Raw genomic sequence first — 26,610 nt, forward strand, 5'->3', positions numbered from 1 at the left:
AAAGCAATAAAAAAGTTAGTGAAAGTACTACCAAAAAAGGCATTAAAAACATTTACAACAGATAGAGGAAAAGAATTTGCATGTTACAAAGAAGTAGAAAAATTAAATATAAAAGTATATTTTGCAGATGCTTATGCAGCATGGCAAAGAGGTAGTAACGAAAATTCAAATGGGTTATTAAGAGAATATTATCCAAAGAAAACAGATTTAGGACAAATATCTAATGATGATTTAATAGAAAAATTAATACTATTAAATAGTAGACCAAGAAAATGTTTAAATTGGGATAATCCATTTAATTTATTTTTAAAAGAAGTGTCGCACTTGGATTGACAATTCATCATTTAATAAAAATAAAATATATAAATTAAATATCTTCCTTCTCTATTTTAAAGACGTTTATGGTATCTACGTCTGGGCAACAAAATACAGCTGTGCCTTCTGGTTGATTAGGTATAGAACCACCATATCTTAAGATATCAATATAAGGAAATGCTACATGCATCGCCATAGGACATAATTCGCCGCGTTGTGTATCAAAATCAAAACTATCACCTATCTTATGACCGCGATGACAACCACAAGGTCCTTTTCTGTCGATTAATGTTATTTTTATTTTAGGACGTTTTGCCATAATAATCACCTCGTAAATATTTTATCATATTTGTTTATTATATAAAATATTACCTCTATTTTTGCATAGATATATACTATATAAAACATAAATTTATTATATGTATTAAAATTAATAATAATTAAATTTTAATAACTATTATCTAAACATTATTTTTATATTTTAGATAAGTATATTAATTAAATAACTATTATTAATAAACTAAAAGTAAAATATACAGAAAATTAAATATATTATTGGCAGATTTTATTTGTTATTATTTACTAATTATATAAATTGATGATATAATTAAATTAACTTCCTATTTCATAAAAAATAGGAAGTTGATTTAAAGGAAAAACTTATTTTTGAAAAAAATAAATTTATCATATATAAGAATTTTATTTAAAATCGATTTTAAGAGGTTTTATTTTCTTTTACATATATTTATATTAAAACGAAAAATAAAACGCTTAAAATAGCCATAATTATAATAAATATTTTTTATAAATACTTAAAATTAATAAATTATTAATATAAAATAGATAGTTATATAAAAATAATAATTTATATGTAATAAAAATAATTTTAAATCAATATTCATTATTATTTATATCAAATAGGTAAATTAATATATAATAGATAATTTTGTTTTATTTTAAAATAGGAGTGAGATTTTTGGCAAATTTAATAAAAATAGATGATAATGATTTTTTAGTAAAAGATTATTTACGACAAGAAGAGATAAATGAAAATACTTTATTATTGAATTATAAAACTTTATTGAAACGATATCTTTCTCAAGGTGAACCATCAGAAGACACTTTAAGAAGTTATTGTTCTGCTATTGATAGTTATATAAAATGGTGTTTAACAAATAAAGTGCATCCATTAAAGATAACAGAATATCAATTTATGTATTATCGAGATTTTTTAATAAAAATGAATATGAAAAAAGGTAGTATTAAGGTAAAGCTAAATGCGATAAAACAATTCTATAATATTGCTGTAAAATTAAATTTGATAGAAAATAGCCCTGCTAAAGATGTAGGTGTAAAAATACATGAAGCAAGTGAAATCTCTCCTATGAAATTTCTTACATTAGAACAATTACGAGATTTATTAAATATTATACCTGATTACGATGAAAAACATATTGAATATTTGAGAGATAAAATCATCATTATGCTTATGGCATTAGAAGGATTAAGAACAGTGGAAGTTCATCGCATGTCTGTTAATGATATAAATTGGGAGATGAAGACAATATATATTCATGGTAAAGGGCATAATGATTTTATTTATCCTCGTGATGATGTTTTAATTTTATTACAAGAATATTTAAAAATACGACCATTTGATTTTACCTTTATTGATGAATTTGGAGAGCCAGTATTTACAACTTTGACCAATCAAGTAAAAGGAAAAAGAATGGATAGACGAGGTATTCGTTATAATGTAGATAAATGGCTGACTAAAGCAGGATTAAAAAAAGAAGGTATAAGTTGTCATATGCTCCGCCATACATGTGGCACTCTACTTTATAAAGATACAAAAGATTTACAAATAGTAAAACAAGTTTTACGTCATAGCAATGTCAATATAACTAGTAAATATGCTCACATCTATAATAAAATGGATAAGCGTTATACTACTGGCATTAATTTAAATGAAAACATAACTACTGAAGATAAAAAAAAGGCACACAAATAAATGTGTGCTTTTTTTATTTATTATTAATTTATCTACCAAACAACTTATTTAAAAGACCTTGTTCTTTGAATTCTGTGCTAAAGAATTTAGTTGCACTATCCAATCGCATAATCACTTTATCGCCGACTACATCTGCTTCTAATTCAGGTGGAAGTGATTCAGCAATGCGCATAGGAGTCATCTTACCTACAGAAGATAAACTTTTATCTTCAAAGATTAATTGATTATTTTTCTTATTAACTTCAAAGAAATCACGATTTAAGCGATACTGTCTTTGGAAGAATTTAATCATGATTTCATTTACAGCCCTACTATCAAAATAATCTTTCATAGTAAGAGGTTTCATATAGCTTGGAATATCTAAACCACATTCTTTAAAGATAGATATTATTACTTCAGAGCTTATATTATATAAATCTATGCTACTAGAGCCTAAATCATTAATTTGACTTAAATACAAATTAATATGAGGAATGATTTTTGCCAGATATGCACTATAAAAATTGTTTCTCATTTTTTGAATTAATTCAGAGCATGGACTTTTTTGCTGACGTGTAAATTCGTTGTTCCAGCTAGCGTTTACATGGAAAACGACCATACGTTTAGTAAGCTCATTTTTTAAACTATTTAAATCTTTATTAGCTGTAAGCAAAATAGCTGAATAATAATTTAAATTTTCTGGTTTAGTTTCACGAATGATACGTTCTTCTTGTTTGATGATATTTCCACTATTATTAGTAAATTGAGTTTGAGTGATATCATCGATTAATATAGGTAAACCTTTAATATCACAAAGAAGTGAATCAATGCGTGTTTTCGTGAAGTTATTTTGACCAAAAGCCTTATACAAAGCAGAATCAGTCATCATTTTCATTAATAAAGAAGCATAGATTGTTTTTCCTGCATTTGACTGACCACATAATAAAGCTACTATCGGATATGTAAATACTTCATCAGTTACAGTAGCTTCTCTAATTGTAGTACGCACACGTGCTAAAAATGGAGATAAAAAGCACCATGACATCAATTTAAAATACTCAAATTTTAAAGGTTCAATATTTTTAGCTGGTACTGCAGTATTAAATCCTTCCATATATTGTAAATAAGTTTCAGCATCACGTTTTACATCACCACGATAAGGACGGAAATTAAATTCACGTTCATTATAAAAAGCACGATTGCGTTCTGGTTCAATAACTAATTGTGGCATAAATTTTTCAAATTTAGCACGGCGAACTTGAATATTTTCTAATGTTTTGCGCTTAATAGTATCTATCTTATCGTTTGTGATTTTAGCCTGTCCTTTGCGGTCTGCCTTAGGAATATCTACAAAATCCTTCGCTAAACGCTCGATATCTGAGATATATTCTGCTGTTTTTACAATAGTTGTCTTGCTAACTGCTGGATAGATATGTTCGCTATCTTGTTTAGCTTTATGCAAAATAGGTAAATTTTCGAGCATTTGAGTATCTTCATATGTTATTTCCCATGCATTTTCATTTACTATTTCGCTATTATTTTGTTTGAAATCATTATATATGTTCATATAATAATTGAAAGCATTTTCATCATCAAAATAAACTAACGCTTGATTGCGGTCACTATTAGCTGGTAATTGGTCAAGATTATTACTGCCTAAAATTACTCTAGTTGCTCCTGTCTGCGTATTTTTTAAGCAAAATAATTTTTCAGGATATAATGGCGCATCTGCCAAATATATATTTAAATTACCTTGAGTATATTTTTCTTTAAAATTAGTATAATGTTCTGTTTTATATAATTCCTGCAAAGTATTTCTTTGCATAGCGAATATATTTTCTAAAGTAGATGGTACAAGTGCAAGATTGCCAAAAACAATCTCTACTTTGGTGAATAATTCTAAAAGATTAGCTAAAAAATCTATATTAGTAGCTATATTTATAGTATATAATTCATTAAATCCCTCAAATAAATCCAAATATGATATGTTTTCTGGTGCACAAAATTGAGCTTTTACAACATTTACAGTATGTTGTTTAGTCTTACGGTGTGCCATTAAAAAATTCCTCCTAAAAATTTAACATAAAATAATCCATTATAAATAAGTCCAAATTAGAAATAAATCCTTATATTTCAAGGCTTTATAAAAACTAATTTTTATTGTATCATAAGCAACTACAAATTTCAAAGTGTAGTAAATAAGATACTTTTTAGTTTTATTTTTTGCAATTAATTGAGAAATATTCTCTAAAGCACTTGAAAATACATTTCAATACAATTAATATATTATATTGGAGAAATTTTCTACTAGACTTATAGTTAACTCAAGATGCTATACTATAGATACACTAATTAGGGAAGGACAAATTATATGAATAGACGTGATTTTATAATTAAAGGATTAAAATTAGGTGGAGCATTACTTGCAGGAGCAAATATTTCCACTTTTTTAAATTCTATAGCAAATATTAATAATAATGTAGCTAAAGCAGCTGATTATACATTATATGCTTCTGATTTACCAATTGTTGAAAATTATTTCAATTTTACTTCTTTATCTACTAGACCTAGAACTTCACAAATCATAGTTCATCATTCTGCTATTGGCGGAAATGATGATATCACAGCTGCAGATATCCATCGCATTCATCTGCAAAATGGTTGGTCTGGTATAGGTTATCATATGTTTATTCGTAAAAGTGGTTTAATTGAAACAGGCAGACCATTAGAAGATATTGGCGCACATACTTATCAACATAATAATAGTAGTATTGGTATTTGTTTATCTGGTAATTTTAATGATGAAATGCCTACAGATATGCAAATTGCTTCTGCAAGTAAATTGATTGGTTTATTATGTCAAATGTATAGTTTAAGTCCAAATGAAAATACAGTATTCGGTCATCGTGATTTTAATGCCACTGCTTGTCCTGGTGAAAATCTATATGCAGATTTATATCATCTCCGCCATATGGCTAGTAATTTCATTTGATAATTAAAATTTAAAGGAGAACACAATATAATGAGAGCTTTACCTAAATCAGGGGAAATATGGGTTCACTTCAAAGGTGAAGATAAAAAATATTTGATTATTACTGTAGCTACACATACAGAAACTCATAAACAATTCGTAGTTTATAAAGCTTTATATGGTGATTTTAAAGACTATATTAGACCTTTAGATATGTTTATGAGTGAAGTTGACCGCCAAAAATACCCTGATGTTTCCCAAAAATATCGTTTTGAAAAATTAATTTAACAAAAAAAATCCTATCTCTAAGAAATCACTTAAAGATAGGATTTTTTTATTTATTGAAATTAATTCTAGTATCTAATTTAGGAATGATATTACCATCATCAATGATATTATATTCTAAGTCTGAACTTTCAATTATAGACTTTAAAAAATTATGAACTTCTAATCTTTCATTGATAATTTCTTGTAAATTCATAATCAAAGATAAATCTATACCATCATTTAATACATAATTAGATAATGCCCTCTGAAAAATATCTATCTCGATATTTATACCTGATTGACGAAGCTCCGCAAATTTTTGTGCTACCTCTGTAGTCGCTAATTCTTGCAATTCCTGTTGATAAAAATAATTAGTAACACTGATAGCTACATTACCTATTAAATGACCGATAATAGGTATATTTTCTTCTGACCATATAGCTACATTAGAAGCTGTATCAAAATAGTCTTTATATTTTTCAATTACAGGTCTAGTAGCTTCAATATAATCAATCAACTCTTGTCTATGCTGTGAATCCTTCAATAATTCTAGTAAATCATCCCTTATAGCAGCATTTTCGGGATTTAAAAAGCCAGTAATCGTACTGATTGCCAAATTACTAGTATCTGTAGGCGCTGCTTTAGCAGGAGTTGGCACTAAACATAAACAACATATTAAAAGTACTAGCAAAGATAGCTTTTTTAATATTAGCATACGAATCAAATCCTCCTAAATTTTCTTAAAGAGAAATATTTACTTTGATTAAAGTGTACTTTAGAAATATAGTTTTGTCTAGTGTCTAATTCATAAAATATTCTATACGTATAAATAATCTGCCATAACTGGCTGTAAGCCGTTATGAATTAAATCATGATATACTTCGTCTACAGAACGAGTGTCGGCAATTTCAAATTGAGCATCGCCTTTATCTTCGCTTTCTTGGCTATGTTCACCGATGGCGGTACTTACACCAGCGGAAATTTTTGTAGTAGCGATATTTACGAGATTATCACGAACTCTAGCACATTCTCTAGTAGATATAGTGATACTAGCAGATGGCATAAATAAACGATAAGCACATACAACTTGTAAAAGCTGTGCTTCATGTACATCTTTAGGATTGATTTTATCATTATTGATAATTGGACGAAGGCGAGGGCAAGAAAATGCAATCTCTGCATGTGGATATTTTTGTTGTAAATAATATGCATGCATACCTGTAGCCAAAGCGTCTTTTCTAAAATCATCTAAGCCTAAAAGTGCAGCAAAACCAACACCTCTCATACCGCCACGAATTGCTCTTTCTTGGGCATAGAAACGATAAGGGAAAATACGTTTATGTCCAGCTAAATGAAGTGTTTCATATTTATCACTATTATATGTTTCTTGGAATACAGTTACATAATCCGCACCACATTTTTGTAGATAAGCATATTCATCTGTATTCAATGGATAAATTTCAAGTCCAATAACACGGAAATATTTTTTAGCTATTTTACAAGCTTCACCTATATATTCTATACTGGATTGTTTGCGACTTTCACCTGTTAAAATCAATATTTCCTGCAATCCAGATTTAGCAATTTCCTGCATTTCTTTATCGATTTCATCATAATTCAATTTAGCACGTTTGATTTTATTATGGCAATTAAAACCACAATAGATACAATAATTTTCGCAGTAATTGGCAATATATATTGGTGTGAACATATAGATAGAATTACCAAAAAATCTCTTAGTAGTTTTTTGAGCTTTTTGTGCTATCTGTTCAAGAAATGGAAGTGCTGCTGGAGATAATAAAGCTCTAAAATCTTCTGGTGTAATGTGGTCATGACTAAGTGCAGTTTGTACATCTTGGGCTGTATATTTATCATAATCATAACTATCTATATCAGCTATAACCTTATCTAAAATATCACTAGGTATAACTTCCATATCTGGTAAATATGCCATATGGTCAATACGTTCTTTTTTTAATTCAGCTCTTACTTCATCATTAATAATACTTTCATTAATATGATTATCTTTATTCATTCATCTTACCTCACAATTATTACTGATTAAATTAATAATTAATCTTGTAAAAATCCTGTCAATGGAGAAGATGCACTTGCTCCTTGTGCTTTTATACGACCTAATTTTGCTTCATAAGCGAGGCGTCCTGCTTCAATAGCATAATTAAAAGCTTTTGCCATGCGAACGACATCACCTGCTGTTGCTATAGCAGTATTAGCCATAATAGCAGTGGCACCCATTTCCATAGCTTCACAAGCTTGAGAAGGTCTACCAATACCAGCATCTACGATAATTGGTAAGTCGATTTCATCTATGAGAATTTGAATAAATTCTTTTGTACATAAACCTTTATTAGAGCCGATGGGAGCACCAAGAGGCATTACACAACTAGCACCAGCATTTACTAAATCTCTAGCTACATTTAAATCTGGATACATATAAGGCATAACAGTAAAGCCTTCTTTAGCTAAAACTTCAGTAGCTTTGATAGTTTCATAATTATCAGGTAAAAGATATTTACTATCACGCATAATTTCAATTTTTACTAAGTCACTGCCACAAAGTTCTTTAGATAAACGAGCTATGCGAATTGCTTCATCAGCATTTCTAGCTCCAGAAGTATTAGGAAGTAATGCTATATCTTTAGGAATGTAATCTAAAATATTAGCCATACCGCCATTATTTACACGGCGAAGTGCTAAAGTTACAATTTCAGCTTTTGCTTCATTAATTGCTGCTTGGATTAATTCTAAAGAATATTTACCAGAACCTAAAATAAATCTTGAATTGAATTGATGTTTTCCTAATTGCCACATAATATGATACCTTCTTTATAAATTATTTTCTAAAATCAATTGAGTGATTAAATTTGCTTGATGACCAGCACAAATAGCTACTCTAGGAGCCATTAAACTATTTTCATTGGATAATGCAGTTTTTTCATCACCACAGATATAAAATTTGCCCATCACCTTACGAGTATGAATTTCGTTGCTATGACCAAAACCCGCCATACCACTTCCTGAGATAATATATTTTTCAGGGAAAAGTTCTAATACCTTATTTACTAACATCGCCTTATTTTCAGGAACGTCAAAAGCTTCACAGATGATATCTTCATCTTTAAATAATGAAAAAATATTATCTTCTGTTACCTTTATACAATCAGTAACGATATTTAAATAAGGATTTATCATTTGTAACTGCTCGGCTAAAGCTTGTGTTTTATATTTATTTAGATGTGAGATGAAATAATGTTGTCTATTGAGATTGCTGATATCTACTTTGTCAAAATCAATTAAATGTAAATGACTTACACCTATTCTAGCTAGTGCCACAGCGATATTAGAGCCTAAACCACCAAGACCGGCTATAGCCACTTTAGCGTTGTTCAATTTTTCTTGATTGACTATGCCATGGCGGTCATTTAAAGTTTGATAAATTAATTCTTTTGCCAAAATATCTGCCATTATCAGCCACCACCAACAAAAGTTACGATTTCTAATTTATCATTAGGATTTAAAATAGTTTGCGCATATTTTGCTTTAGGGATTATTTGACCATTTAACTCTATAGCTATCTTATCTAAAGGATAATTATTTTCTTGCAAATAAGTAACTAAATCCATAGGCAAAGATATTTCTTGATTTTGTCCATTAACTATTATCAAAATAAGACCTCCTTATTTTTTATCTTTTAAAAATTTTATTAAAAAAGGAGTCCACAAAAAGATACACCCGCGGTGGTGCACCCCTTCATGAACTCCTGTTCAATCACATGGTCAACTCTATGTGATTTTAAAAATTAATATATAGATGTGCTAAAATAAAAAAGAGATGACAAAATGCCATCTCTTCTAATTGCAAATACATCATAATTATTATCCTACGTTGGCATTATCCAAATCAGGTTATAGGTCGAAGTTCACAACTTCCTCTCAGCCAGTTTACTAGCTCCCTGTTATTAATTTATATATACAATATAATTTATAAATTATCATTTGTCAATAAGTTTAATTATTTTTCTTGAACAACTCACTGACAAGTAAAGAACCTAATATCAAAATCGCCCCAATCCATTGAGAAATACTCATAGGCTCAACTAAAAGAACTGTGGATAAAATAATCGCAGTTACTGGGTCTAAATAACTAAAAATAGCAACTTTTTGTGCTGGTAATTCTTGTAGTGAAGAAAAATATAATAAATATGCTATACCTGTATGTATAATACCTAATATAGCCAAAGATAATAATGAAAAACCACTCATGCTCCATGAATTTCCCTGATAGATTACATAAGGCAATAAAATTATTGAAGCTAATAATAATTGAGCAATACTGCTATCAATGGCAGAAATATCTTTGAAAAATTTATTTGCTAAGACTACAATCGCATAAAATAATGCAGCAGATATTCCATACAATACACCGATAAAATCATTCACACCAGATTGATTATCATTGAATATACCAGCGACTAATGCCATACCTAATAAAGATAAAATTACACAGATGATTTTAAATAAAGATAAACTTTCTTTCAGTATAAATGGAGATAACAATACTACAAAAGTAGGTGCTAAATAATATGTAAGTGTCGCTGTAGCTATCGTTGTATAATTATATGCTTGAAATAAAAAAATCCAGTTAAAACCTATAGCTACGCCAGCTATTAATAAATAACGTAAATTTTTTATCAAAGCATTTCGATTTATTTTTTTGTGCAAAAATACCATAGCGATAAATAAAATAAAAGCACCTACAAAACCACGCACTAGAGCTATTTGCGAACTTGCAAGTTCGATATTGCGCACAAATAACCCAATACTACCAAAAATAAGCATAGCTGTAATATTTTTTAAAGTTGCATTCATGAAAATCATTCACATCTCTTTCTATATTTATCTAGTCAATAATTATTGTTTATAATATAGCATAAAAACAATATACGTACTAGCTTAAAATTTGTTATAATTGATTTATATTTTATGATTTTAATGAAAGTACGGTGATATGATGATAAAAGCTATTTTCTTTGACATTGATGGTACCTTAGTTAGTTTTAAAACACATAAAATTCCTGAATCTACGATACAAGCTTTACATACTTTAAAAGCAAAAGGAATAAAATTATTTATCGCAACTGGTCGTCCGCCATATGACTTGAAATTTTTAATTGATGAATTTGGCGATTTATTCACTGGTTATATTACTTTTAATGGTCAATATTGTTATGATAGTATAGGGAAAATCTTACACGAAGAATATTTAAATCGTGAAGATTTAATCCAATTTACAAATTACATCAAAGATAAAGATATCGCTTGTGGTTTTATGGAAATAGATTATTTTTATTTTAATCTCTATAATGACCGCTTAGCAAAATTAAAAGAAACTTTAGGAGATACTGCACCTGATAGAGCATTTGATGACGTAAGTCGTGTATGCAATCATAAAACATATCAATTGAATATTTTCTTAAATGAAGATGAAGAACAAGAAGTCTTACCATATTTGCCAAATTGCAAAGCTGTTCGTTGGTGCCCATATTTTACAGATATTATTCCTAAAGATGGCGGTAAAGGCACAGGTATCAAAAAAGTTTTAGCTTACTACGGCATAGATATTAATGAAGCTATGGCTTTTGGTGATGGCGGAAACGATGTGGAAATGCTTGAAGCTGTAAAATATGGTATAGCTATGGGAAATGCTAATGATAATTTAAAACAGATAGCAGATTTCATCACTTTAGATGTAGATAATGATGGCATAGCTTATGCTTTAAAACAATATAACGTATTATAAAAATAAACCTACTATAAATTAACTTATTTAAAAGTAATCTATAGTAGGTTTTCTTTAATTAAAATATTTCTTTAACGACGGTAAATACAAAATGAGAATGATTGACTCTAATAAATACGTTAAATTATATGTCAGCCATATACCATCATTACCTAGATAAGACATCAATATTTTTGGCAGATATAGAAAAATATCACAGCGACAAACATCATATTTCTGATAGAAGCTGTATTGCCAATACCTGTATACATACCATATAAAAGCAGTCCCACACAGGCACATATTGGATGCAAAATCAGATAGATACTATAATCGTTAGCATAATTAGCCACAATTGCCAAATCAGTCATCATATTTATAAAATACGATTTAGTGATATACATAATCACTGAAATAAAAATTATAAATACAGCTAAGCATCTTAAGCTTATCTTTAATACTGAATTTAATAAATTTATATCCTTATATCCCTTTGCTTTTCCTGAAAATACACTCACACCATTTGCCATACCATCAATAAAGTAGACCACAATAAAAATAATTTCTAAGATAATAGCATTACTAGCTAGTGTAACAGTTCCCATGCTTGCCCCAGCTATGGCAAATAAATTATTTATCGTCAATAAACAAACAATGCGAAACATTAAATCCACATTTACCTTCATCATGGCTAAAAAAGGCTGTAAAGTTTTTAAACTTTGAATGTATTCACTGCAAATGATTAAGTTCCCTCGCTTATAAATAGCGATAAACCCTACAATACAACCATATATTTGAGCAATCAAAGAAGCATAGGCTACACCTTGAATATTCATATCCATGATAAATACAAATACGATAGATAAAATGATATTCAACACATTCATAGATATTTGCATAAACATAGTATAGCGAATTATCATCTGCCCCATGAGCCAGCCTAACGTTACATAATTGATTAAAACAAACGGAGCTCCCCATATAATGATATCACAATAATTTTTCATCAATTCAACAATTTGGCTTTCAGGCTTCATTAGCAACACATAATATTTGAAAATCCACGGATAAATGATTAAAAATATTAAACTTATTACTATAGCTATAAGTAGTGGTCTAGCTAAAGCTAAAAATTTATCTTTGGCAGATTCACTGCCTAAAGCTTGAGCGGAAAAACTTGTAGTAGATACTCTCAAAAATCCGAATAACCAATATATATTGTTAAATAAAATTACTCCCAAAGAAACAGCAGCTATATAAAAAGCTTCTGACATATGTCCCATAACAGCAGTATTTACAGCTCCTAGTAGTGGCTGTGTAGCTGTGGATAACATAAAGGGAATAGTTACTTTTAGATATTCTTTATAAGTTAATTGTGATAACATAAAATCTCCTAATTATATTTTATTTAAAAACGATATTCTAAACGACCAAACCAACGTGTTTTTGTTTTATCATTTTCAATATCATTACCATTAAAATATGAAACTTCACCCATTAAATTTTTAGCAAATATATATCTAGCCCCTAATTCATAACCTTGTTCGCCTGTGAAGCTATTAGTATATGTTGGTAAAAATGTAGCTAGTTCTCCAATATTTTTATATGCAACCCATAATCCATACGTATTTGGTATAGTACGTTTTGCACCTTTATAATTTAATTGAAAAATATAAGCTTGTTCTTGAGCACTATTGCCCAAGTCATATTTATTAGCATCTAAATTAGATAAAGCATATACACCACCTAATTTAAAATTATTATCCAATTTATATTCTCCTGCAACTTCAAGAATTTGCTGAGTATCTTCAAGTTCTCCACTTCTTATATTATGATAAGCAAGTCCTGTCATTAATTTATTTGAGATAGGCATTTCTGCTTGTAATCCTACATAATGCATAGCATCATTTTCTGGATAAGCTTGTTTACCATTATAATGCATTTTCCCATTAACATTGTCGTTATATGGTGAATCAAAATTACCTATCATTGCTGTATAAATATTTTTAGTATCTTTATCTGTATAAGCGTATTTTATACCTTTAATATAATCATCAAAAATCATACCATAGGCAATATCCATATTAGCAAAATCGGCATAATCTACTTTACCTAAAGAAATTGTTCCGCCAAACGCTGGTCCTTGTAGATAAAGCATACGATTATAAAAATGGGATTTATCAGCTCCCTTAGCTTTATAATTTTGTTCATAGTCTATACGATTTTTTATTTTCCAGCCATTATCAATATTTATAGTTGGTTCTAAACGTGTACGCCATAAAGATTTACGCGTTTCACCTTTTTTACCTGGTCGATTATCATGGCGGATATCATAACGACTTAACCCTTTAATAGTGAGTATATCTTGTTTTTCTTTATTAATAGTAGTTTGTTGTTGCTCTTCTACAATTTTATTATTTGTTTTATCAATATCTTCTGTGTGTGTTTCTGCAAAAGCAACTCCTGTAGATATTGTTGTAGATAAAATAGTAGCCATTAATAATTTAGTTAATAACTTTTTTCGCATAATTGTTGAAAACTCCTTAATAATTATAATCAATAAATTTTTAAGAAAAAACACCTATAAAAAATATTTTTCTTATAGGTGTTTTAGGAGGGATATGTTATCCTAGAAAATTAAACTAGGTGGCAAGCAACATGATGATTAACTGATATCTCTTTTAATTTTGGCTTTTCCTGTTTACAAATATCTTTGCAGTATTTACAGCGATTTTGAAATGGACAACCTTTTGGCAAATCTAAAGGACTTGGGATATCACCAGAAAGAGTTTCTATATTTTTATTTTGCTCATTATCTAGAGAAAAAACTGCTTTTAATAAAGCTTTAGTATATGGATGCTTTGCTTCGATCAATTTATCACCATCAATTTTTTCAACTATATTGCCTAGATACATCACGGCTATACGATGACTAAATAAACTAACTAAAGCTAAATCATGACAAATAAAAATATAGGTGATATTTTTTTCTCGTTGTAATTTTACTAGTAGTTCAATAATTTTAGCCTGAACAGATACATCAAGAGCAGATGTTGCTTCATCACAGACAATGATTTCAGGCTCTAGGGCTAAAGCTCTGGCAATAGCTACACGTTGACGTTGACCGCCACTCATATTATTCGGATATTTATATACAAAATCATCTGGCAACTCTACTAATCGCAATAATTCTTGAGCTTTTTCTTTCATTTGTGATTTTTTTATTAAATTAAAATTTAATAGCGGTTCACAAATAATATCGCCGATTTTCATTTTAGGATTAAACGCTGCTGTAGGGTCTTGAAAAACCATTTGAATATGACGACAATTTTGACGACGTTTTTCTCCTGTTAATTTAGTAATATCTTGATCTTGAAAAATAACTTCACCAGAAGTTGGTACATGCATATTCATAATAGTTTTTACCAGTGTAGATTTACCACAACCAGATTCGCCAACAATGCCTACTGTTTCTCCAGCATTAATATTAAGACTAACATCATCACAAGCTGTTAAAAATCTATTATTACTAGCTGGAAATTTTTTAGTTATATTTTTTACCTGCATAATTAACTCAGACATAGCGCTGTCCTCCTATTTGTGGAACTGAAGCAAGTAAAGTTTTAGTATATTCTGCCTGTGGTGAATTAATTATATCTTCGGCTTTACCATATTCTACAACTTTGCCTTGTTTCATTACCATAATTTTATCTGACATATAAGCCGCCACACCGATATTATGAGTTACTACAATCATTGCTGTACCACAAGTGCGAGGAATCTCCATTAATTCTTTGACTATTTGTGCTTGAGTGGTAACATCTAAAGCTGAAGTAGGTTCATCAGCAAGCAATAACTCTGGTCTAAAAATAATAGCCATAGCAATACCAACACGCTGACGCATACCACCAGATAATTCAAATGGATATGATTTCATGATATTTTCAGGATTAGGTAAATTCATACGAGTAAGCATTTCTACAGCAAAAGAATATGCTTCTTCATCTGTAACATTATCATGAACTTGTAGATATTCTATAAATTGTTTACCAATAGTTTGAATAGGATTTAGCATATTACCACTATCTTGGAAAATCATAGAAATATTTTTTCCTCGAATGGCTAACCAGTCTCGTACACTGTATTTTAATAAATCATGATTTTCAAAGAAAATTTTTCCATTAGTAATCTTTCCACTATTAGGTAAACTACCTAATATAGCTCTAATCACTGTGGTTTTTCCACTACCAGACTCTCCAACTATGGTCAAAATTTCTCCTCTATCCAAAGAAAAATTAATATCTTTAACTGTAGCTTCTATATTTTTGCTATATTGAATAGTTAAATTAGATACATCAAGTAACATTAATTTACCCCTTTTATGCTTTAGCTGGTTTTATTTTATTAGTAAGCCAATAATAATCCGATGGATACATTACTACACCATCTAAGCCTTTGGTGCTAACAATATTTGTTTGTGGATAACCTAAGAACAATGCAGCACCATCATCTAACAAAATTTGTTGCGCTTCAATAATTAATTGACGGCGTTTTTCTTTGTCAAATTCCACAGATAATTGATTTAAAATATTATCATATTTAGGATTACTATATCCAGAACCATTTTGTGGATTATCTCCATTTACATTAGTTTTCCAATACCAACTTAAATAAATTTCAGGGTCTCCAGTATTAGCAGTTGTAATATTAGAAATAAGTAAATCATAATCACCATCAATACCCATTTTATCAATAAGATTATAGTCTACATTTTTTATATTTACATTGATACCAACTTTTTTTACATCAGCTTGTACAGCTTCAGCGTATAAAGGAAGCTCCGCACGGCTATTATATATTACAAAATCAACACTTAGTGGTTTACCATCTTTATCTAAGATACCATCTCCATCAGTGTCTTTCCAACCAGCTTCAGCTAGTAATTGTTTAGCTCTTTCTGGATTATATGCATTTGGATCTGTCAACTCATCAAAGCCATAATCCATAGATGGCGGTATTGGTGCTTTACCTGGAATAAATGTACCTTTCAATAATACATTATTATAATTTTCTCGATCACAAGCAGAAATAAAGGCAGCACGAACTTTTGGGTCACCTAAAATACCTTTTTGATTGATACGGGCAAGTACTGTACGTAATGAAGAAATTTCATCGATATAGAATTTATCATTATTTCTAAATAAATCTATATCTCCAGCTGCAATATTTACAGCAAAATTAACTTCACCAGATTGAAGTGCCATAGCACGAGTATTAGGGTCATCAATAGATGGTATTTCCACACGCTCGAATGGAACTTCACCATCCCAATAATATTCATTTCTCACCATTACAGCCTTTTCTTTTACAAAAGACTCTACTTTATATGGACCAGTACAAATTGGACCTTCTTTGGCAAAATCTCTGCCTTGCTCCTCTGCTGTAACATCTACAATAATAAATAATGGGTCAGCCAAAAATCCAGGCATATTAGGTTGAGGTTTGCTTGTTGTGATTATTAAATTTTGACCATCAGCCTTCATTTCTGTGTATTCAAAGAAAGTTTTTGCTCGAGTATTTTTAGCAAAAGCACGTTCAATAGATTTTTTTACAGCTTCAGCTGTTACTGGATTGCCATTAGAAAATTTTACATTATCACGGATTTTAAAAGTCCATGTTAAATGGTCATCACTAATAGACCAACTTTCCGCAAGCCATGGCTGAACATTCATTTTTTCATCAAATTTTGCCAAACATTCACCAATAGCATAACGCATCACAACCCAGCCAAAATAATTTTGTGTTGGCTCTAAAGTATCTGCAAAATTTGTAACTCCAAATTTTAAAGTAGTTTTATCTACTGTATTTTCAGAGCCACAACCAGCTATTATACCTGCGGTCAATATACCACATAGACTTAAACTAATAGCCTTCCATAATTTTTTCATTCTAAAACTTTTCATATTCAACCTCTTTTCTTATCAATAAAATCTATCAATCCTGTCTAGGGTCTAAAATATCACGTAAACTATCTCCCCAAAGATTAAATATAGCTACTACTATAAAAATAGCTAACCCTGGATAAATCATCAGCCATGGAGCAGTTTGAATATATTGACGACCTTCATTGAGCATTAATCCCCATTCTGGTGTAGGTGGTTGAGCACCAAAACCTAAAAAAGATAGACCCGCTATTTCCATCATCATAGTTCCAATATCCATTGCACCTGTTATTACAATCATTGGCAATATATTTGGTAATATGTGGCGCCATAAAATATTAATAGTTGTTGTACCATTTACTTTAGCAGCTATGATAAAATCATTATTACGTAATTTTATGACTAAACTACGAACTAGACGAGCATATTTTGCCCAACTTACTATTACTAAAGCAAAAATTGTATTTATAATACTTCCACCTAAAATACCAGCAATAGCAATTGCTAAAATTACACCTGGGAAAGACAACATAATATCTGCTAAACGCATCAATACAATTTCTACTTTACCACCAAAATAACCTGATAAAATACCAACTAAAGAACCAATAGTCGACGTTAATATAACTAAACAAATAGTCATAAATAATGAAGTTTGTGTACCATAAATTATCCTGGAAAAGGTATCTCTGCCTAATTTATCAGTACCTAAAATATGTTCACCGCTTGGCATCTGCAATACATTGGTCATATTCGATTCATAAGGGTCATGTGTAGCAATAATAGGTGCTAATATAGCAATTAGAATTACTAAAAAAACCAAAAATGTATATACAGAAAATAATTTATTATTCTTTATAAATTTAATCATCTTGAATCTCCTTTTTTCAGCCTAGGATCAAGATATGTATACGATAAATCTACTAAAAAATTAATTACTGTATACACAATAGAAATCCATAAAACAAATCCTTCGATTAATGGATAATCACGCATAGTAATAGCATACACTGCCATTCTCCCCATACCTGGCCAAGCAAAAACTGTTTCAATAACAGCAACGCCACCTAATAACCAACCGATGGACATACCTAGTAAAGTTATTAAAGGTAAAATGGCGTTAGGTAAAATATGTTTCCATAAAATAGCTTTTTCAGACAATCCTCTAGCTCTAGCACCAATTACATAATCTTGATGTAATTCATCTAAAATCACAGTACGCACTTGCCTAGTATATTTTGCCGATTGATAGATAGCTAAAGTAAGTGCTGGTAACACTAATCCACTTGGTGTTACACTAGCAGTAGCTATAGGAAATAATCCCAATTTTAAGCCAAAAATATATAATAAAATCAATCCTACCCAAAAACTTGGCATAGATACACCAATAAAAGAAAAGATTCTCACTAAAAAGTCAGGAATTCTATTGCGATGTGTAGCGGAAAAAATTCCCAAAGGAATGGAAATAATTATAATTAAAATAATTGTAGTCAAAGCTAATAAAACAGTCCCTGCAAAACCTTCCATTAACTTATCTATTACAGGTTTTTTTGCTGAATAAGAAATTCCCATATCGCCTTGTGCTACACCTAAAAGCCAATTGCCATATTGTACAAGAAATGGATCATTAAGTCCCATTTCTTCACGAGTTTGCTCTATTATTTCTTGAGAAACAATAGTATCTGAAGCCTCTAAAACCATGGCTGCTGGATCACCAGGTGATAAATAAGTTAAACAAAATGTTAAAAAACTAACACCAATTAATGTAATTACTAATTGAATTAAACGATTTATTAATCGTTTCAAATTAAAACAACCTCCTTATTTTTTTCATTATTATAGATTAAAAAGCTCCTCTCCTTTCTTCCGTTAAGGCAAACAAAAAAAGTCTGCCTTTGCTAGCAGACTTTTAAGAGAAACATACAATTATAAATATGAGAAAAAAAGCCTAATTCTTATAGAATTAGGCAGTATTATACAATATTTATATCTGTATAAATCGCCTTCCCATCGCTCGCAGGTAATAACGGTGATTATTAAATAGGCAGTTCTCCTGGCTCAGAGTCATAGCTATTCACGCCTTCCCAAGAAAATAATTTTTTCTCAGTGACATAATTGTGGAATTGCTCGTCTTTACAGTGGCGGGACCGCTCCGGCTTATACCGAATTCCCTATTAAGTCTATATAGACACCTATTCTATCTATATTTTATTACTTATGTTATCATTAGTGATAGTCTTTGTCAATTATCTTATAATAAATTTCATTAATTTTACTATTACTAAAAACTTTATATAAGATATATTGATTTTGTAAAGTTGTTAACCTATTGGCGGATTGATAAAAATTTTCAAAAATCACAGCCATAAAAATTCTTTTTACAATAGACTTTTGTATATTATTTTTCTCATAGCTTATTGTTTTTATAGATGATATAATTATGAATATAAAATTTATAATTGTTATCAATATTATAATATAAAGAGAGGGATTTTCATGTATGAAGATTTAATTGAAGAAAAAATTTCTTCCGAAGATATTTTTGATGGGGTATTACTTCATGTAAAGCGTGATTATGTAAAATTACCAAATGGTAATAAAGCTGTTCGTGAATGGATAAAACATCAAGGTGCTTCTGCTGTTATTCCTGTATTGCCAAATGGTAATATTATTTTAGTGCGCCAATATCGTTATCCTATTGGCAAAGTAACTTTAGAAATTCCTGCCGGCAAATTAGATAGTGTGGACGAAGATCCATTAATTTGTGCTAAACGTGAATTATCTGAAGAAACAGGTTATACTGCTAATAAATACACACAAATTCATAAATTAGCTACTACTGTTGGTTTCTCTAATGAATGGATTTATATTTATTTAGCACAAGATTTAGTAAAAGGTAAACAACATACTGATGATGATGAATTTATAAATCTAGTAGAAATGCCACTAAGCGAAGCTGTCGATTTAGTTAATAAAGGTGAAATCTTTGATGCTAAATCTGTTGTTGCTATTTTAATAGCAGAAAAATTGTGTAAACAATAATTTATTTATATTTGTTATTTAAAAATTTAGGAGGTATTTAATGTTTGGTTTTGGTCCAGATATGATATATGCAATCCCAGGTTTGTTGATTGCATTGACTGTTCATGAATATGCCCATGCTAAGGTTGCTGATAATTTAGGAGATTTCACTCCTCGTATGAATGGCAGATTAACTTTAAATCCTGTAGCTCATATTGACCCTATTGGATTGATTATGTTATTTTTTGCTCAAATAGGTTGGGCAAAGCCTGTACCAATTAATTTAAATAATTTTGATGATTGGCGTAAAGGTGAAATGCAAGTTTCCTTAGCAGGACCATTAGCTAATTTAATTACAGCTTTTGTAGCTTCAATATTTTTTGCTCTTTGTTTTAAATATAGTTTTGCACCTCATTGGCTTATTATGGTATTACAATTAATCATTATTTATAATGTAAATTTCGCTATTTTTAATTTAGTACCTATTCCACCACTTGATGGTTCTAAAATCTTATCTTCTCTGTTACCAGGTAGATTAGCTTATAAATATCAATCTTCTGTAATTAATCGTTATAGCTTTTTTATTCTAATCGCTCTTGTTTTTACTGGAATATTGGGTTTTATCATTCACCCTATCAGTAACTTTATTATAAGCATTTTAAATCTTATTATCTCTATTATTATTTAATGAGTTTTTTTATGCAACAAGAACAATATAAGGTACATTTAGAATCCTTTGAAGGGCCATTAGATTTATTATTGCATTTAATTGAAAAAAATCGTATTGATATTTATGATATTCCTATTGCTCTATTGACGGAACAATATATGGATTATCTTGCTAAATTTAAAGAGTTTAATATTGAAGTAGCTAGCGAGTTTTTAGTCATGGCAGCTACATTATTACAAATCAAATCCAAAATTTTATTACCTGATACTAAGGTAGAAGAAGTAAATGAAGATGATACTGATGAGGTTGACCCACGAAAAGAATTAGTCGAACGATTATTAGAATATCGTCGTTATAAAGAAGTCAGCAGTATTTTAGGTGAAATGGCAGATGAAGCTGGCAAAAGATTTTTTCGTGAAGCTTCTAATCTACCGACAAAACATTTGCCACCTAAAGGGCTTGATGTAAAACTTTTGTGGCAAGCATTTCAAAATGTGCTAGAAAGCCAAATTGAAAACGAACCTCTTGTAGCTAATGTTGCTCGAGAAAAATATACTATTGAAGATAAAATCATCTCTTTATTGGCTTTGCTTAAACAACATGGCGGAAATATTTGTTTTAACATTGTATTTCAATATAGTGAGCATAAGATTTCTAAACCTGAATTAATCACTACTTTTTTAGCTATGTTAGAATTGATTAAAATAAAAAGAATAACAGTATATCAGACAAGTATATTTTCACCTATTTATTTAAAAATCAATGATGAAGTCGAATCTTCTGATAACGATATCATTGTTGATAATACTGAAAATAATTAAAGATTGTTAATAGATGATTTTTTGATAAAAATTCATGAAAATAGACGCTTGTAAGCGTCTATTTTTTTTTATTTCTCCCCTCGAGAATAATATTTTATTTATTAATTATAATAAAATATTATTGCTTAATTTATTTTTAATCTAAATATCATTTGTTATTATTGAGTCTAAGTTGTATAATGTAAATAATATATATATTTATATTAATATTATTTACATTAATAATCCTATATATTAATTAAAATAATATAATATAAAACTTAGCGATAACTAAGTAAAGGAGAATATTTTATGATTATCAAGCCAAGAGTAAAAGATTTTATCTGTTTAACTTCTCACCCTGAAGGCTGTAAGGAAAATGTACGCCGTCAAATCGAATATGTAAAAAGTCAGCCAAAGGTTGAACTTGGTAAACGCGTATTAGTATTAGGTGCTTCTACAGGTTATGGCTTAGCATCTCGTATCTGTGCAACATACGCGAGCGGTGCTTCTACAATTGGAGTTATTTTTGATAAATCAGCACATGGTAAAAGAACTGCAACTGCTGGTTGGTATAATACAGCTGCTTTTGAAGAATTTGCAAAAAATGATGGCTATTATGCTAAAACAATAAATGGTGATGCTTTTTCTCAAGCTATTAAAGAAAAAACTATTGAACTTATAAAAAAAGATTTAGGCAAAATTGATATGGTTGTTTATTCCTTAGCTGCTCCTCGTCGTACAACAGCTGATGGAACTATGTATTCTTCTGTATTAAAAACTGTTGATAAACCTTTTACTGCTAAAACTTTAAATTTAAAAACAAATGAATTAACTGAAGCTACTTTACCTCCTGCTACTCCTGAAGAAGTAGAAGCTACTATTAAAGTTATGGGTGGCGAAGATTGGGCAGATTGGATGCATGCTTTAAAAGCTGCTGATGTTTTAACTGAAAATGCTTGCACTGTAGCATATTCTTATATTGGTTCTAAGATTACATACCCAATATATTATGAAGGTACTATCGGTGCTGCTAAACAACATCTTTATAAAACAGCTGAAACTTTACGTCAAGAAGGCTTTAATGCTATTATCTCTGTAAATAAAGCTTTAGTTACACAGTCTAGTTCTGCTATTCCTATTGTTCCTTTATATGTGGCGGTTATGTATCGTGTAATGAAAGATAAAAATGTTCATGAAGGTACTATCGAACAAATGTATCGTTTATGGCATGAATACCTCTCTCAACCACAACCAAAAGTAGATGATGAACACCGTATTCGCATTGATGATTTAGAAATGAGAGACGATGTTCAAAATACTATTTTTGAATACTGGGATAAAGTAACTACTGAAAACTTAACTCAATATGCTGATGTAGATGGTTATTGGAATGACTTCTATAATCTCTTTGGCTTTGGTTTTGATAATGTAGATTATGATGCTGATGTAAATCCAGAAGTAAATCTTGATTTAGTTGAATAATGCAAACTCAAACAAATTTATATATTTTTTAGAGTAGAGAGTCTTCTCTACTCTATTTTTTTGATAAAAAGTTTCTACTAATGATAAAAGCAGTAATGTATTTAAACATTACTGCTTTTAGTTAATTCTAAAGGATTTTCACCATATTTATTTGGACCATTTGTTCCTTTAGCCAAAATCAAATACAAAATAAAAATGAAATAACCAAAAGGAAAAACAATAGGAAATATTATCCACCAACCGCTGAAATTCAAATCGTGCAAACGTCGTATCATCAAAAAATTAAGTGGTAAAAATAATATTATTAAAATTAAAGAAGCTACTAAAATAAGCAAAATAGGAATTACTTCTATTTGTGATAAAACATTTAAATCATTTACATTTTCGCCTAAAATAGCAATAGATAATGCACTAGCTAAACCTAATAAAGTAATAATCCCTATAAAAGCTAATGATATAACAATCAAAAAGATTATATAATGAATAAATGGCTTTCGATTTAATCTACCTTCTGTAGAAAAATATTTTTCTTCTAAATTCATAAAAAACTCCTTATAAATCCAAACTTAAAGGGTCTTTTCCATATTTATTATCACCATCAGTCCCTTTTATTAAACATAAATAAGCCAAAAATAGCATATTTATCAATGGAATTACACATAAAATTATCCATACAGCCGATTTATCTAAATCATGCAAACGTTTAATTCCTAAAAATAAACTAGGTAATAATGCTAATTCAATCAATGTAGATACTATACTTATGCTAATATCAACTACTGTTCCATCTGTCGTACTGATAATCACTAAAAACGTTGGTATTATCAAAAATAGACAAAATAAGATAAAACATACTGCATATAAGATAAATATTTTACGATTTATGCGACCTTTTGTAGATAAAAATCGTTCTTCTAGAGATGAATTTTTCATTTTATTTTTATCTCCTTGAATTTTATTTTACTTATATTATAAAATAAAAATTCATTATTTAATAGTTTTTGCAATAAAAAAAGCATAGTATAACACTATGCTTGTATATTTTATCTATTTTTTCATGCACTATAAGCTTTTTTAGTAACTAAATTAGCCAATTTATTAATATAATAATTAGTAAAACGAACTTCAATATTACGAGTAAATTGAGCTAAAATATTATTATCTTTTAAAATGCCTTCATGATAATCTATAACCAATTGTAAATCTTGATTTAAATCTATTTTCTGACCATACATATCATAAGCAAAAATCTGTGTATTAATAATTTCAATAATGAAATCAGCTCCAACACCTAAATCATTATTGCAAATTGTTTGCCATTCATTTGCATCAAATTCTCTAGCTAAAAGATTTCTTTCATATACTAAATAATCTTTATGGTTATATCTATATTTTTTCATTACTAATGACATTATGCCCAACTCCTTAAACAGTAATTATCTATAATCAATATCTTTGTTTCATATTTTCAAATTGACTATATTATATATTATAGATATAACAAATACTATATGATAAATGCAAAAAACATTGCAAAAAATGCTCTAAAATTTTCTCGTTGATAAAAAATTTTTTGCCAAAAAGCGTAAGATAAAGTATAGTATAATTTATGAAAAGAGGGATAGCTATGGAATATCAAAAAAAAGGCTATTTAACATCTTATTTTAAATTATTTCATCTCAAAGATGTCCAAAAAATAGAAATCAAAGCACATTATCACGAATTTGATAAAATAATTTTATTCTTAAGTGGTAAAGTTAAATATAATATTGAAGGACAAACTTATCAATTATTTCCCTATGATATTGTTTTTGTACCTCATAATTGTATTCATTATCCTACTATTAGCGATACAGCAACATATGAACGTATTGTCCTTTATATTGACCCTAATTATCTAAAAAATAAAATAGATACTACAGATAAATTAGACTTTTGTTTTAATTATGCTCAAGAACATAATTCATATGTTATGAATTTAGACAATATCAATGAAAATGATATCTTGAAACAAATCCAAATTTTAGAAAACTCCTTTAATGATAAGGGTTTTGCACATGAATTATACAGTAATCTAAAATTTTTAGAGTTTATGATTTTAATAAATAGAGCCATTATCAATGATAATAAAAATTTGACTATTCACCATAAAGTTTCCTATGATAAAACTATTAATTCTGTTATTGATTATATAAATGAACATTTATTTACAGAATTAAATATTGATTATCTAGCTAATCATTTTTTTGTAAGTAAATACTACCTAATGCGAAAATTTAAATTAAAAACGGGCTACAGTATTCATCAATATATATTAAATAAACGATTAATAGTGGCTAAAGAAAAGATTAAATCTGGAATAGCTTTAACTCAAATATGCTTTGATTGTGGTTTTAAAGACTATTCTACTTTTTCAAGAACCTTTAAACAAATTTTTAAACAAACACCAAGAGAATTCAAAAAAGCTCTTAATGAAAAAACTGATATATATAAAGAGGCTAAACAATATGAATAATATCTTAGAACTTCCTCAACTAATAGCAAAATTTAGTTATGAATTACCTAAAAATCAAACAGTGCTAATAAGTGGAGGTAATCCACCTGATGTACAGTGGTTAAAATCCATCTGTGAAAATAAAAATATTTTTTGTGCCGACCATGGTATAGATATATGTAAAGAAGCTGATATCAAGCCACTTCAATTAATTGGTGATGGTGATAGTGCTACTTCTGAAGCGTGGCAGTGGGCTGTAGATAATGATGTTACTATAACAAAAGTTCCTACAAAAAAAGATGTTACTGATACACAATTAGCACTTCAAATAATTGATGATAAATATCCAGCTTCAACTGTTATTTTAACAGGTGCATGGGGCGGACGTTTTGACCATGCTTTTAGCACTATATTTAGTTTTAATGGCATGTTAAACAAAAATTTTTGTGGTTGTATTGCTGATGAAAAAGAAGCTTTATTCTTTTTACATAATGAAGAACATCTAACCTTAAATCTCAAACAAACACCAAAAGCAATCTCACTACTTCCTTTAGGTGGTACTTGTAGTGGTGTTAGCATCAATGGTGTATATTGGCCACTTGACCAAGTTATGCTCAATAATAATTTACCCTATGCTGTAAGCAATGAAGTAAATAATAAAGAGAATACCATCTGGATATCCCAAAAACAAGGTATATTAGGTGTATATCTATACTTTGAATAATATTTAATAATAAAAAAGCGTTATAATCTTTGACATACTCCCCATGCCTAAAGGCAGGGGATTCTTGGATACAAACGATACTTGCCTACTAAAATAGCAGGTCTTACTATATCTCTCCAAAGAAGGTTGATG

The 26,610-nt window shown here is 29.1% G+C and carries 29 protein-coding genes and 2 riboswitches; of the genes, 11 read left to right on the forward strand and 18 right to left on the reverse strand.

Going from position 1 to position 26,610, the window contains the following annotated elements; genetic code table 11:
- Positions 1–333 (forward strand): IS30 family transposase (locus tag BMX03_RS09205; protein WP_143052086.1); only part of this gene is annotated, 333 nt, incomplete at its 5' end.
- A 34-nt stretch (positions 334–367) separates the two neighbouring features.
- On the opposite strand, the gene BMX03_RS09210 is transcribed toward BMX03_RS09205, so the two are convergent.
- Positions 368–634, reverse strand: a complete 267-nt coding sequence (locus tag BMX03_RS09210; protein WP_075554508.1) for a TIGR04076 family protein — start codon at positions 632–634, stop codon at positions 368–370.
- Positions 635–1,282: 648 nt separating this feature from the next.
- On the opposite strand from BMX03_RS09210, the gene BMX03_RS09215 reads away from it, so the two are divergent.
- Positions 1,283–2,326 carry a tyrosine-type recombinase/integrase gene (locus BMX03_RS09215; RefSeq protein ID WP_234970648.1) on the forward strand — a complete coding sequence of 348 codons (1,044 nt, stop codon included), beginning with the start codon at positions 1,283–1,285 and terminating at the stop codon, positions 2,324–2,326.
- A gap of 28 nt (positions 2,327–2,354) precedes the next feature.
- Here the strand turns inward: BMX03_RS09215 and BMX03_RS09220 are convergent, their stop codons facing one another.
- On the reverse strand, positions 2,355–4,361 hold the full coding sequence (locus BMX03_RS09220; RefSeq protein WP_091695024.1) for a phospholipase D-like domain-containing protein: 2,007 nt from the start codon (positions 4,359–4,361) through the stop codon (positions 2,355–2,357).
- Between the two features lie 315 nt (positions 4,362–4,676).
- On the opposite strand from BMX03_RS09220, the gene BMX03_RS09225 reads away from it, so the two are divergent.
- Positions 4,677–5,297, forward strand: coding sequence for an N-acetylmuramoyl-L-alanine amidase (locus BMX03_RS09225; RefSeq protein ID WP_008537881.1), 621 nt, complete (start codon positions 4,677–4,679; stop codon positions 5,295–5,297).
- A 30-nt stretch (positions 5,298–5,327) separates the two neighbouring features.
- Positions 5,328–5,564, forward strand: a complete 237-nt coding sequence (locus BMX03_RS09230) for a DUF1653 domain-containing protein (RefSeq protein WP_015562207.1) — start codon at positions 5,328–5,330, stop codon at positions 5,562–5,564.
- 46 nt (positions 5,565–5,610) lie between these two features.
- On the opposite strand, the gene BMX03_RS09235 is transcribed toward BMX03_RS09230, so the two are convergent.
- The 6 genes from BMX03_RS09235 to BMX03_RS09260 form a co-directional block, all read right to left on the reverse strand.
- The gene (locus tag BMX03_RS09235) at positions 5,611–6,258 is read right to left on the reverse strand and encodes a transposase (RefSeq protein ID WP_075554511.1); all 648 of its coding nucleotides are present in this window, start codon (positions 6,256–6,258) and stop codon (positions 5,611–5,613) included.
- A gap of 102 nt (positions 6,259–6,360) precedes the next feature.
- Positions 6,361–7,578, reverse strand: coding sequence for a 2-iminoacetate synthase ThiH (gene thiH, locus BMX03_RS09240; RefSeq protein WP_091695027.1), 1,218 nt, complete (start codon positions 7,576–7,578; stop codon positions 6,361–6,363).
- A 38-nt stretch (positions 7,579–7,616) separates the two neighbouring features.
- Positions 7,617–8,375, reverse strand: coding sequence for a thiazole synthase (locus tag BMX03_RS09245; RefSeq protein ID WP_015562200.1), 759 nt, complete (start codon positions 8,373–8,375; stop codon positions 7,617–7,619).
- Positions 8,376–8,390: 15 nt separating this feature from the next.
- Positions 8,391–9,029, reverse strand: a complete 639-nt coding sequence (gene thiF, locus BMX03_RS09250) for a sulfur carrier protein ThiS adenylyltransferase ThiF (RefSeq protein ID WP_091695030.1) — start codon at positions 9,027–9,029, stop codon at positions 8,391–8,393.
- A 2-nt stretch (positions 9,030–9,031) separates the two neighbouring features.
- Positions 9,032–9,229 (reverse strand): sulfur carrier protein ThiS, encoded by a 198-nt coding sequence (gene thiS, locus BMX03_RS09255; RefSeq protein WP_022228209.1) that lies wholly within the window; start codon positions 9,227–9,229, stop codon positions 9,032–9,034.
- Between the two features lie 196 nt (positions 9,230–9,425).
- Positions 9,426–9,529: riboswitch (TPP riboswitch) on the reverse strand.
- A 42-nt stretch (positions 9,530–9,571) separates the two neighbouring features.
- Positions 9,572–10,432 (reverse strand): DMT family transporter, encoded by an 861-nt coding sequence (locus BMX03_RS09260; protein ID WP_255361469.1) that lies wholly within the window; start codon positions 10,430–10,432, stop codon positions 9,572–9,574.
- Positions 10,433–10,571: 139 nt separating this feature from the next.
- On the opposite strand from BMX03_RS09260, the gene BMX03_RS09265 reads away from it, so the two are divergent.
- A complete protein-coding gene (locus BMX03_RS09265) occupies positions 10,572–11,363 on the forward strand; it encodes a Cof-type HAD-IIB family hydrolase (RefSeq protein WP_091695036.1) in 792 nt (263 codons plus the stop codon).
- Between the two features lie 164 nt (positions 11,364–11,527).
- Here BMX03_RS09265 and BMX03_RS09270 read toward each other — a convergent pair whose 3' ends face one another.
- From BMX03_RS09270 to nikB, 7 genes are all read right to left on the reverse strand, one after another.
- Positions 11,528–12,727 (reverse strand): MATE family efflux transporter, encoded by a 1,200-nt coding sequence (locus BMX03_RS09270; protein ID WP_255361470.1) that lies wholly within the window; start codon positions 12,725–12,727, stop codon positions 11,528–11,530.
- Positions 12,728–12,750: 23 nt separating this feature from the next.
- Complete coding sequence (locus BMX03_RS09275) at positions 12,751–13,869, reverse strand: hypothetical protein (protein ID WP_091695039.1); 1,119 nt, start codon at positions 13,867–13,869, stop codon at positions 12,751–12,753.
- A 110-nt stretch (positions 13,870–13,979) separates the two neighbouring features.
- The gene (locus tag BMX03_RS09280) at positions 13,980–14,924 is read right to left on the reverse strand and encodes an ABC transporter ATP-binding protein (RefSeq protein ID WP_075554514.1); all 945 of its coding nucleotides are present in this window, start codon (positions 14,922–14,924) and stop codon (positions 13,980–13,982) included.
- Positions 14,917–15,708, reverse strand: coding sequence for an ABC transporter ATP-binding protein (locus tag BMX03_RS09285; protein ID WP_075554515.1), 792 nt, complete (start codon positions 15,706–15,708; stop codon positions 14,917–14,919). Before BMX03_RS09285 ends, BMX03_RS09280 begins: the two co-directional genes overlap by 8 nt.
- Positions 15,709–15,721: 13 nt before the next feature.
- On the reverse strand, positions 15,722–17,290 hold the full coding sequence (locus tag BMX03_RS09290) for an ABC transporter substrate-binding protein (RefSeq protein WP_177159377.1): 1,569 nt from the start codon (positions 17,288–17,290) through the stop codon (positions 15,722–15,724).
- Positions 17,291–17,336: 46 nt separating this feature from the next.
- Positions 17,337–18,155, reverse strand: a complete 819-nt coding sequence (gene nikC, locus BMX03_RS09295) for a nickel transporter permease (RefSeq protein ID WP_022228201.1) — start codon at positions 18,153–18,155, stop codon at positions 17,337–17,339.
- On the reverse strand, positions 18,152–19,090 hold the full coding sequence (nikB, locus tag BMX03_RS09300) for a nickel ABC transporter permease (RefSeq protein WP_091695044.1): 939 nt from the start codon (positions 19,088–19,090) through the stop codon (positions 18,152–18,154). Before nikB ends, nikC begins: the two co-directional genes overlap by 4 nt.
- Before the next feature lie 219 nt (positions 19,091–19,309).
- A riboswitch (cobalamin riboswitch) is annotated at positions 19,310–19,495 on the reverse strand.
- 285 nt (positions 19,496–19,780) lie between these two features.
- On the opposite strand from nikB, the gene BMX03_RS09305 reads away from it, so the two are divergent.
- The 4 genes from BMX03_RS09305 (at position 19,781) to fabV (ending at position 23,260) form a co-directional block, all read left to right on the forward strand.
- Complete coding sequence (locus tag BMX03_RS09305; RefSeq protein ID WP_091695047.1) at positions 19,781–20,326, forward strand: NUDIX domain-containing protein; 546 nt, start codon at positions 19,781–19,783, stop codon at positions 20,324–20,326.
- Positions 20,327–20,366: 40 nt separating this feature from the next.
- Positions 20,367–20,993 carry a site-2 protease family protein gene (locus BMX03_RS09310; RefSeq protein WP_015562187.1) on the forward strand — a complete coding sequence of 209 codons (627 nt, stop codon included), beginning with the start codon at positions 20,367–20,369 and terminating at the stop codon, positions 20,991–20,993.
- Positions 20,994–21,004: 11 nt separating this feature from the next.
- On the forward strand, positions 21,005–21,796 hold the full coding sequence (locus tag BMX03_RS09315) for a segregation and condensation protein A (protein WP_091695050.1): 792 nt from the start codon (positions 21,005–21,007) through the stop codon (positions 21,794–21,796).
- A gap of 291 nt (positions 21,797–22,087) precedes the next feature.
- On the forward strand, positions 22,088–23,260 hold the full coding sequence (fabV, locus tag BMX03_RS09320) for an enoyl-ACP reductase FabV (RefSeq protein WP_022228197.1): 1,173 nt from the start codon (positions 22,088–22,090) through the stop codon (positions 23,258–23,260).
- A 101-nt stretch (positions 23,261–23,361) separates the two neighbouring features.
- Here the strand turns inward: fabV and BMX03_RS09325 are convergent, their stop codons facing one another.
- The 3 genes from BMX03_RS09325 to BMX03_RS09335 all read right to left on the reverse strand — a co-directional run bounded on the left by BMX03_RS09325 (position 23,362) and on the right by BMX03_RS09335 (position 24,672).
- On the reverse strand, positions 23,362–23,802 hold the full coding sequence (locus BMX03_RS09325) for a DUF805 domain-containing protein (RefSeq protein ID WP_022228196.1): 441 nt from the start codon (positions 23,800–23,802) through the stop codon (positions 23,362–23,364).
- Between the two features lie 10 nt (positions 23,803–23,812).
- Positions 23,813–24,193, reverse strand: a complete 381-nt coding sequence (locus BMX03_RS09330; RefSeq protein WP_091695052.1) for a DUF805 domain-containing protein — start codon at positions 24,191–24,193, stop codon at positions 23,813–23,815.
- A 122-nt stretch (positions 24,194–24,315) separates the two neighbouring features.
- Positions 24,316–24,672: a hypothetical protein gene (locus BMX03_RS09335; protein ID WP_091695055.1), complete on the reverse strand. Its 357-nt coding sequence runs from the start codon at positions 24,670–24,672 to the stop codon at positions 24,316–24,318.
- Between the two features lie 215 nt (positions 24,673–24,887).
- Between BMX03_RS09335 and BMX03_RS09340 the strand changes: the two genes are divergently transcribed.
- On the forward strand, positions 24,888–25,775 hold the full coding sequence (locus tag BMX03_RS09340) for an AraC family transcriptional regulator (RefSeq protein WP_091695058.1): 888 nt from the start codon (positions 24,888–24,890) through the stop codon (positions 25,773–25,775).
- A complete protein-coding gene (locus tag BMX03_RS09345) occupies positions 25,768–26,478 on the forward strand; it encodes a thiamine diphosphokinase (protein ID WP_091695060.1) in 711 nt (236 codons plus the stop codon). The genes BMX03_RS09340 and BMX03_RS09345 overlap by 8 nt, the downstream gene beginning before the upstream one ends.
- Positions 26,479–26,610 lie beyond the last annotated feature (132 nt).

The organism is Megamonas sp. Calf98-2, from assembly GCF_900110235.1.
Taxonomy (GTDB): domain Bacteria; phylum Bacillota; class Negativicutes; order Selenomonadales; family Selenomonadaceae; genus Megamonas; species Megamonas funiformis.

Coding starts and splice junctions, on each gene's coding strand:
- BMX03_RS09210 (WP_075554508.1), bottom strand. CDS start 634: ATGGCAAAACGTCCTAAAATAAAAATAACATTAATCGACAGAAAAGGA.
- BMX03_RS09220 (WP_091695024.1), bottom strand. CDS start 4,361: ATGGCACACCGTAAGACTAAACAACATACTGTAAATGTTGTAAAAGCT.
- BMX03_RS09225 (WP_008537881.1), top strand. CDS start 4,677: ATGAATAGACGTGATTTTATAATTAAAGGATTAAAATTAGGTGGAGCA.
- BMX03_RS09230 (WP_015562207.1), top strand. CDS start 5,328: ATGAGAGCTTTACCTAAATCAGGGGAAATATGGGTTCACTTCAAAGGT.
- BMX03_RS09235 (WP_075554511.1), bottom strand. CDS start 6,258: ATGCTAATATTAAAAAAGCTATCTTTGCTAGTACTTTTAATATGTTGT.
- thiH (WP_091695027.1), bottom strand. CDS start 7,578: ATGAATAAAGATAATCATATTAATGAAAGTATTATTAATGATGAAGTA.
- BMX03_RS09245 (WP_015562200.1), bottom strand. CDS start 8,375: ATGTGGCAATTAGGAAAACATCAATTCAATTCAAGATTTATTTTAGGT.
- thiF (WP_091695030.1), bottom strand. CDS start 9,029: ATGGCAGATATTTTGGCAAAAGAATTAATTTATCAAACTTTAAATGAC.
- BMX03_RS09260 (WP_255361469.1), bottom strand. CDS start 10,432: ATGAATGCAACTTTAAAAAATATTACAGCTATGCTTATTTTTGGTAGT.
- BMX03_RS09265 (WP_091695036.1), top strand. CDS start 10,572: ATGATGATAAAAGCTATTTTCTTTGACATTGATGGTACCTTAGTTAGT.
- BMX03_RS09270 (WP_255361470.1), bottom strand. CDS start 12,727: ATGTTATCACAATTAACTTATAAAGAATATCTAAAAGTAACTATTCCC.
- BMX03_RS09275 (WP_091695039.1), bottom strand. CDS start 13,869: ATGCGAAAAAAGTTATTAACTAAATTATTAATGGCTACTATTTTATCT.
- BMX03_RS09280 (WP_075554514.1), bottom strand. CDS start 14,924: ATGTCTGAGTTAATTATGCAGGTAAAAAATATAACTAAAAAATTTCCA.
- BMX03_RS09285 (WP_075554515.1), bottom strand. CDS start 15,708: ATGTTACTTGATGTATCTAATTTAACTATTCAATATAGCAAAAATATA.
- BMX03_RS09290 (WP_177159377.1), bottom strand. CDS start 17,290: ATGAAAAAATTATGGAAGGCTATTAGTTTAAGTCTATGTGGTATATTG.
- nikC (WP_022228201.1), bottom strand. CDS start 18,155: ATGATTAAATTTATAAAGAATAATAAATTATTTTCTGTATATACATTT.
- BMX03_RS09305 (WP_091695047.1), top strand. CDS start 19,781: ATGTATGAAGATTTAATTGAAGAAAAAATTTCTTCCGAAGATATTTTT.
- BMX03_RS09310 (WP_015562187.1), top strand. CDS start 20,367: ATGTTTGGTTTTGGTCCAGATATGATATATGCAATCCCAGGTTTGTTG.
- BMX03_RS09315 (WP_091695050.1), top strand. CDS start 21,005: ATGCAACAAGAACAATATAAGGTACATTTAGAATCCTTTGAAGGGCCA.
- fabV (WP_022228197.1), top strand. CDS start 22,088: ATGATTATCAAGCCAAGAGTAAAAGATTTTATCTGTTTAACTTCTCAC.
- BMX03_RS09325 (WP_022228196.1), bottom strand. CDS start 23,802: ATGAATTTAGAAGAAAAATATTTTTCTACAGAAGGTAGATTAAATCGA.
- BMX03_RS09330 (WP_091695052.1), bottom strand. CDS start 24,193: ATGAAAAATTCATCTCTAGAAGAACGATTTTTATCTACAAAAGGTCGC.
- BMX03_RS09335 (WP_091695055.1), bottom strand. CDS start 24,672: ATGTCATTAGTAATGAAAAAATATAGATATAACCATAAAGATTATTTA.
- BMX03_RS09340 (WP_091695058.1), top strand. CDS start 24,888: ATGGAATATCAAAAAAAAGGCTATTTAACATCTTATTTTAAATTATTT.
- BMX03_RS09345 (WP_091695060.1), top strand. CDS start 25,768: ATGAATAATATCTTAGAACTTCCTCAACTAATAGCAAAATTTAGTTAT.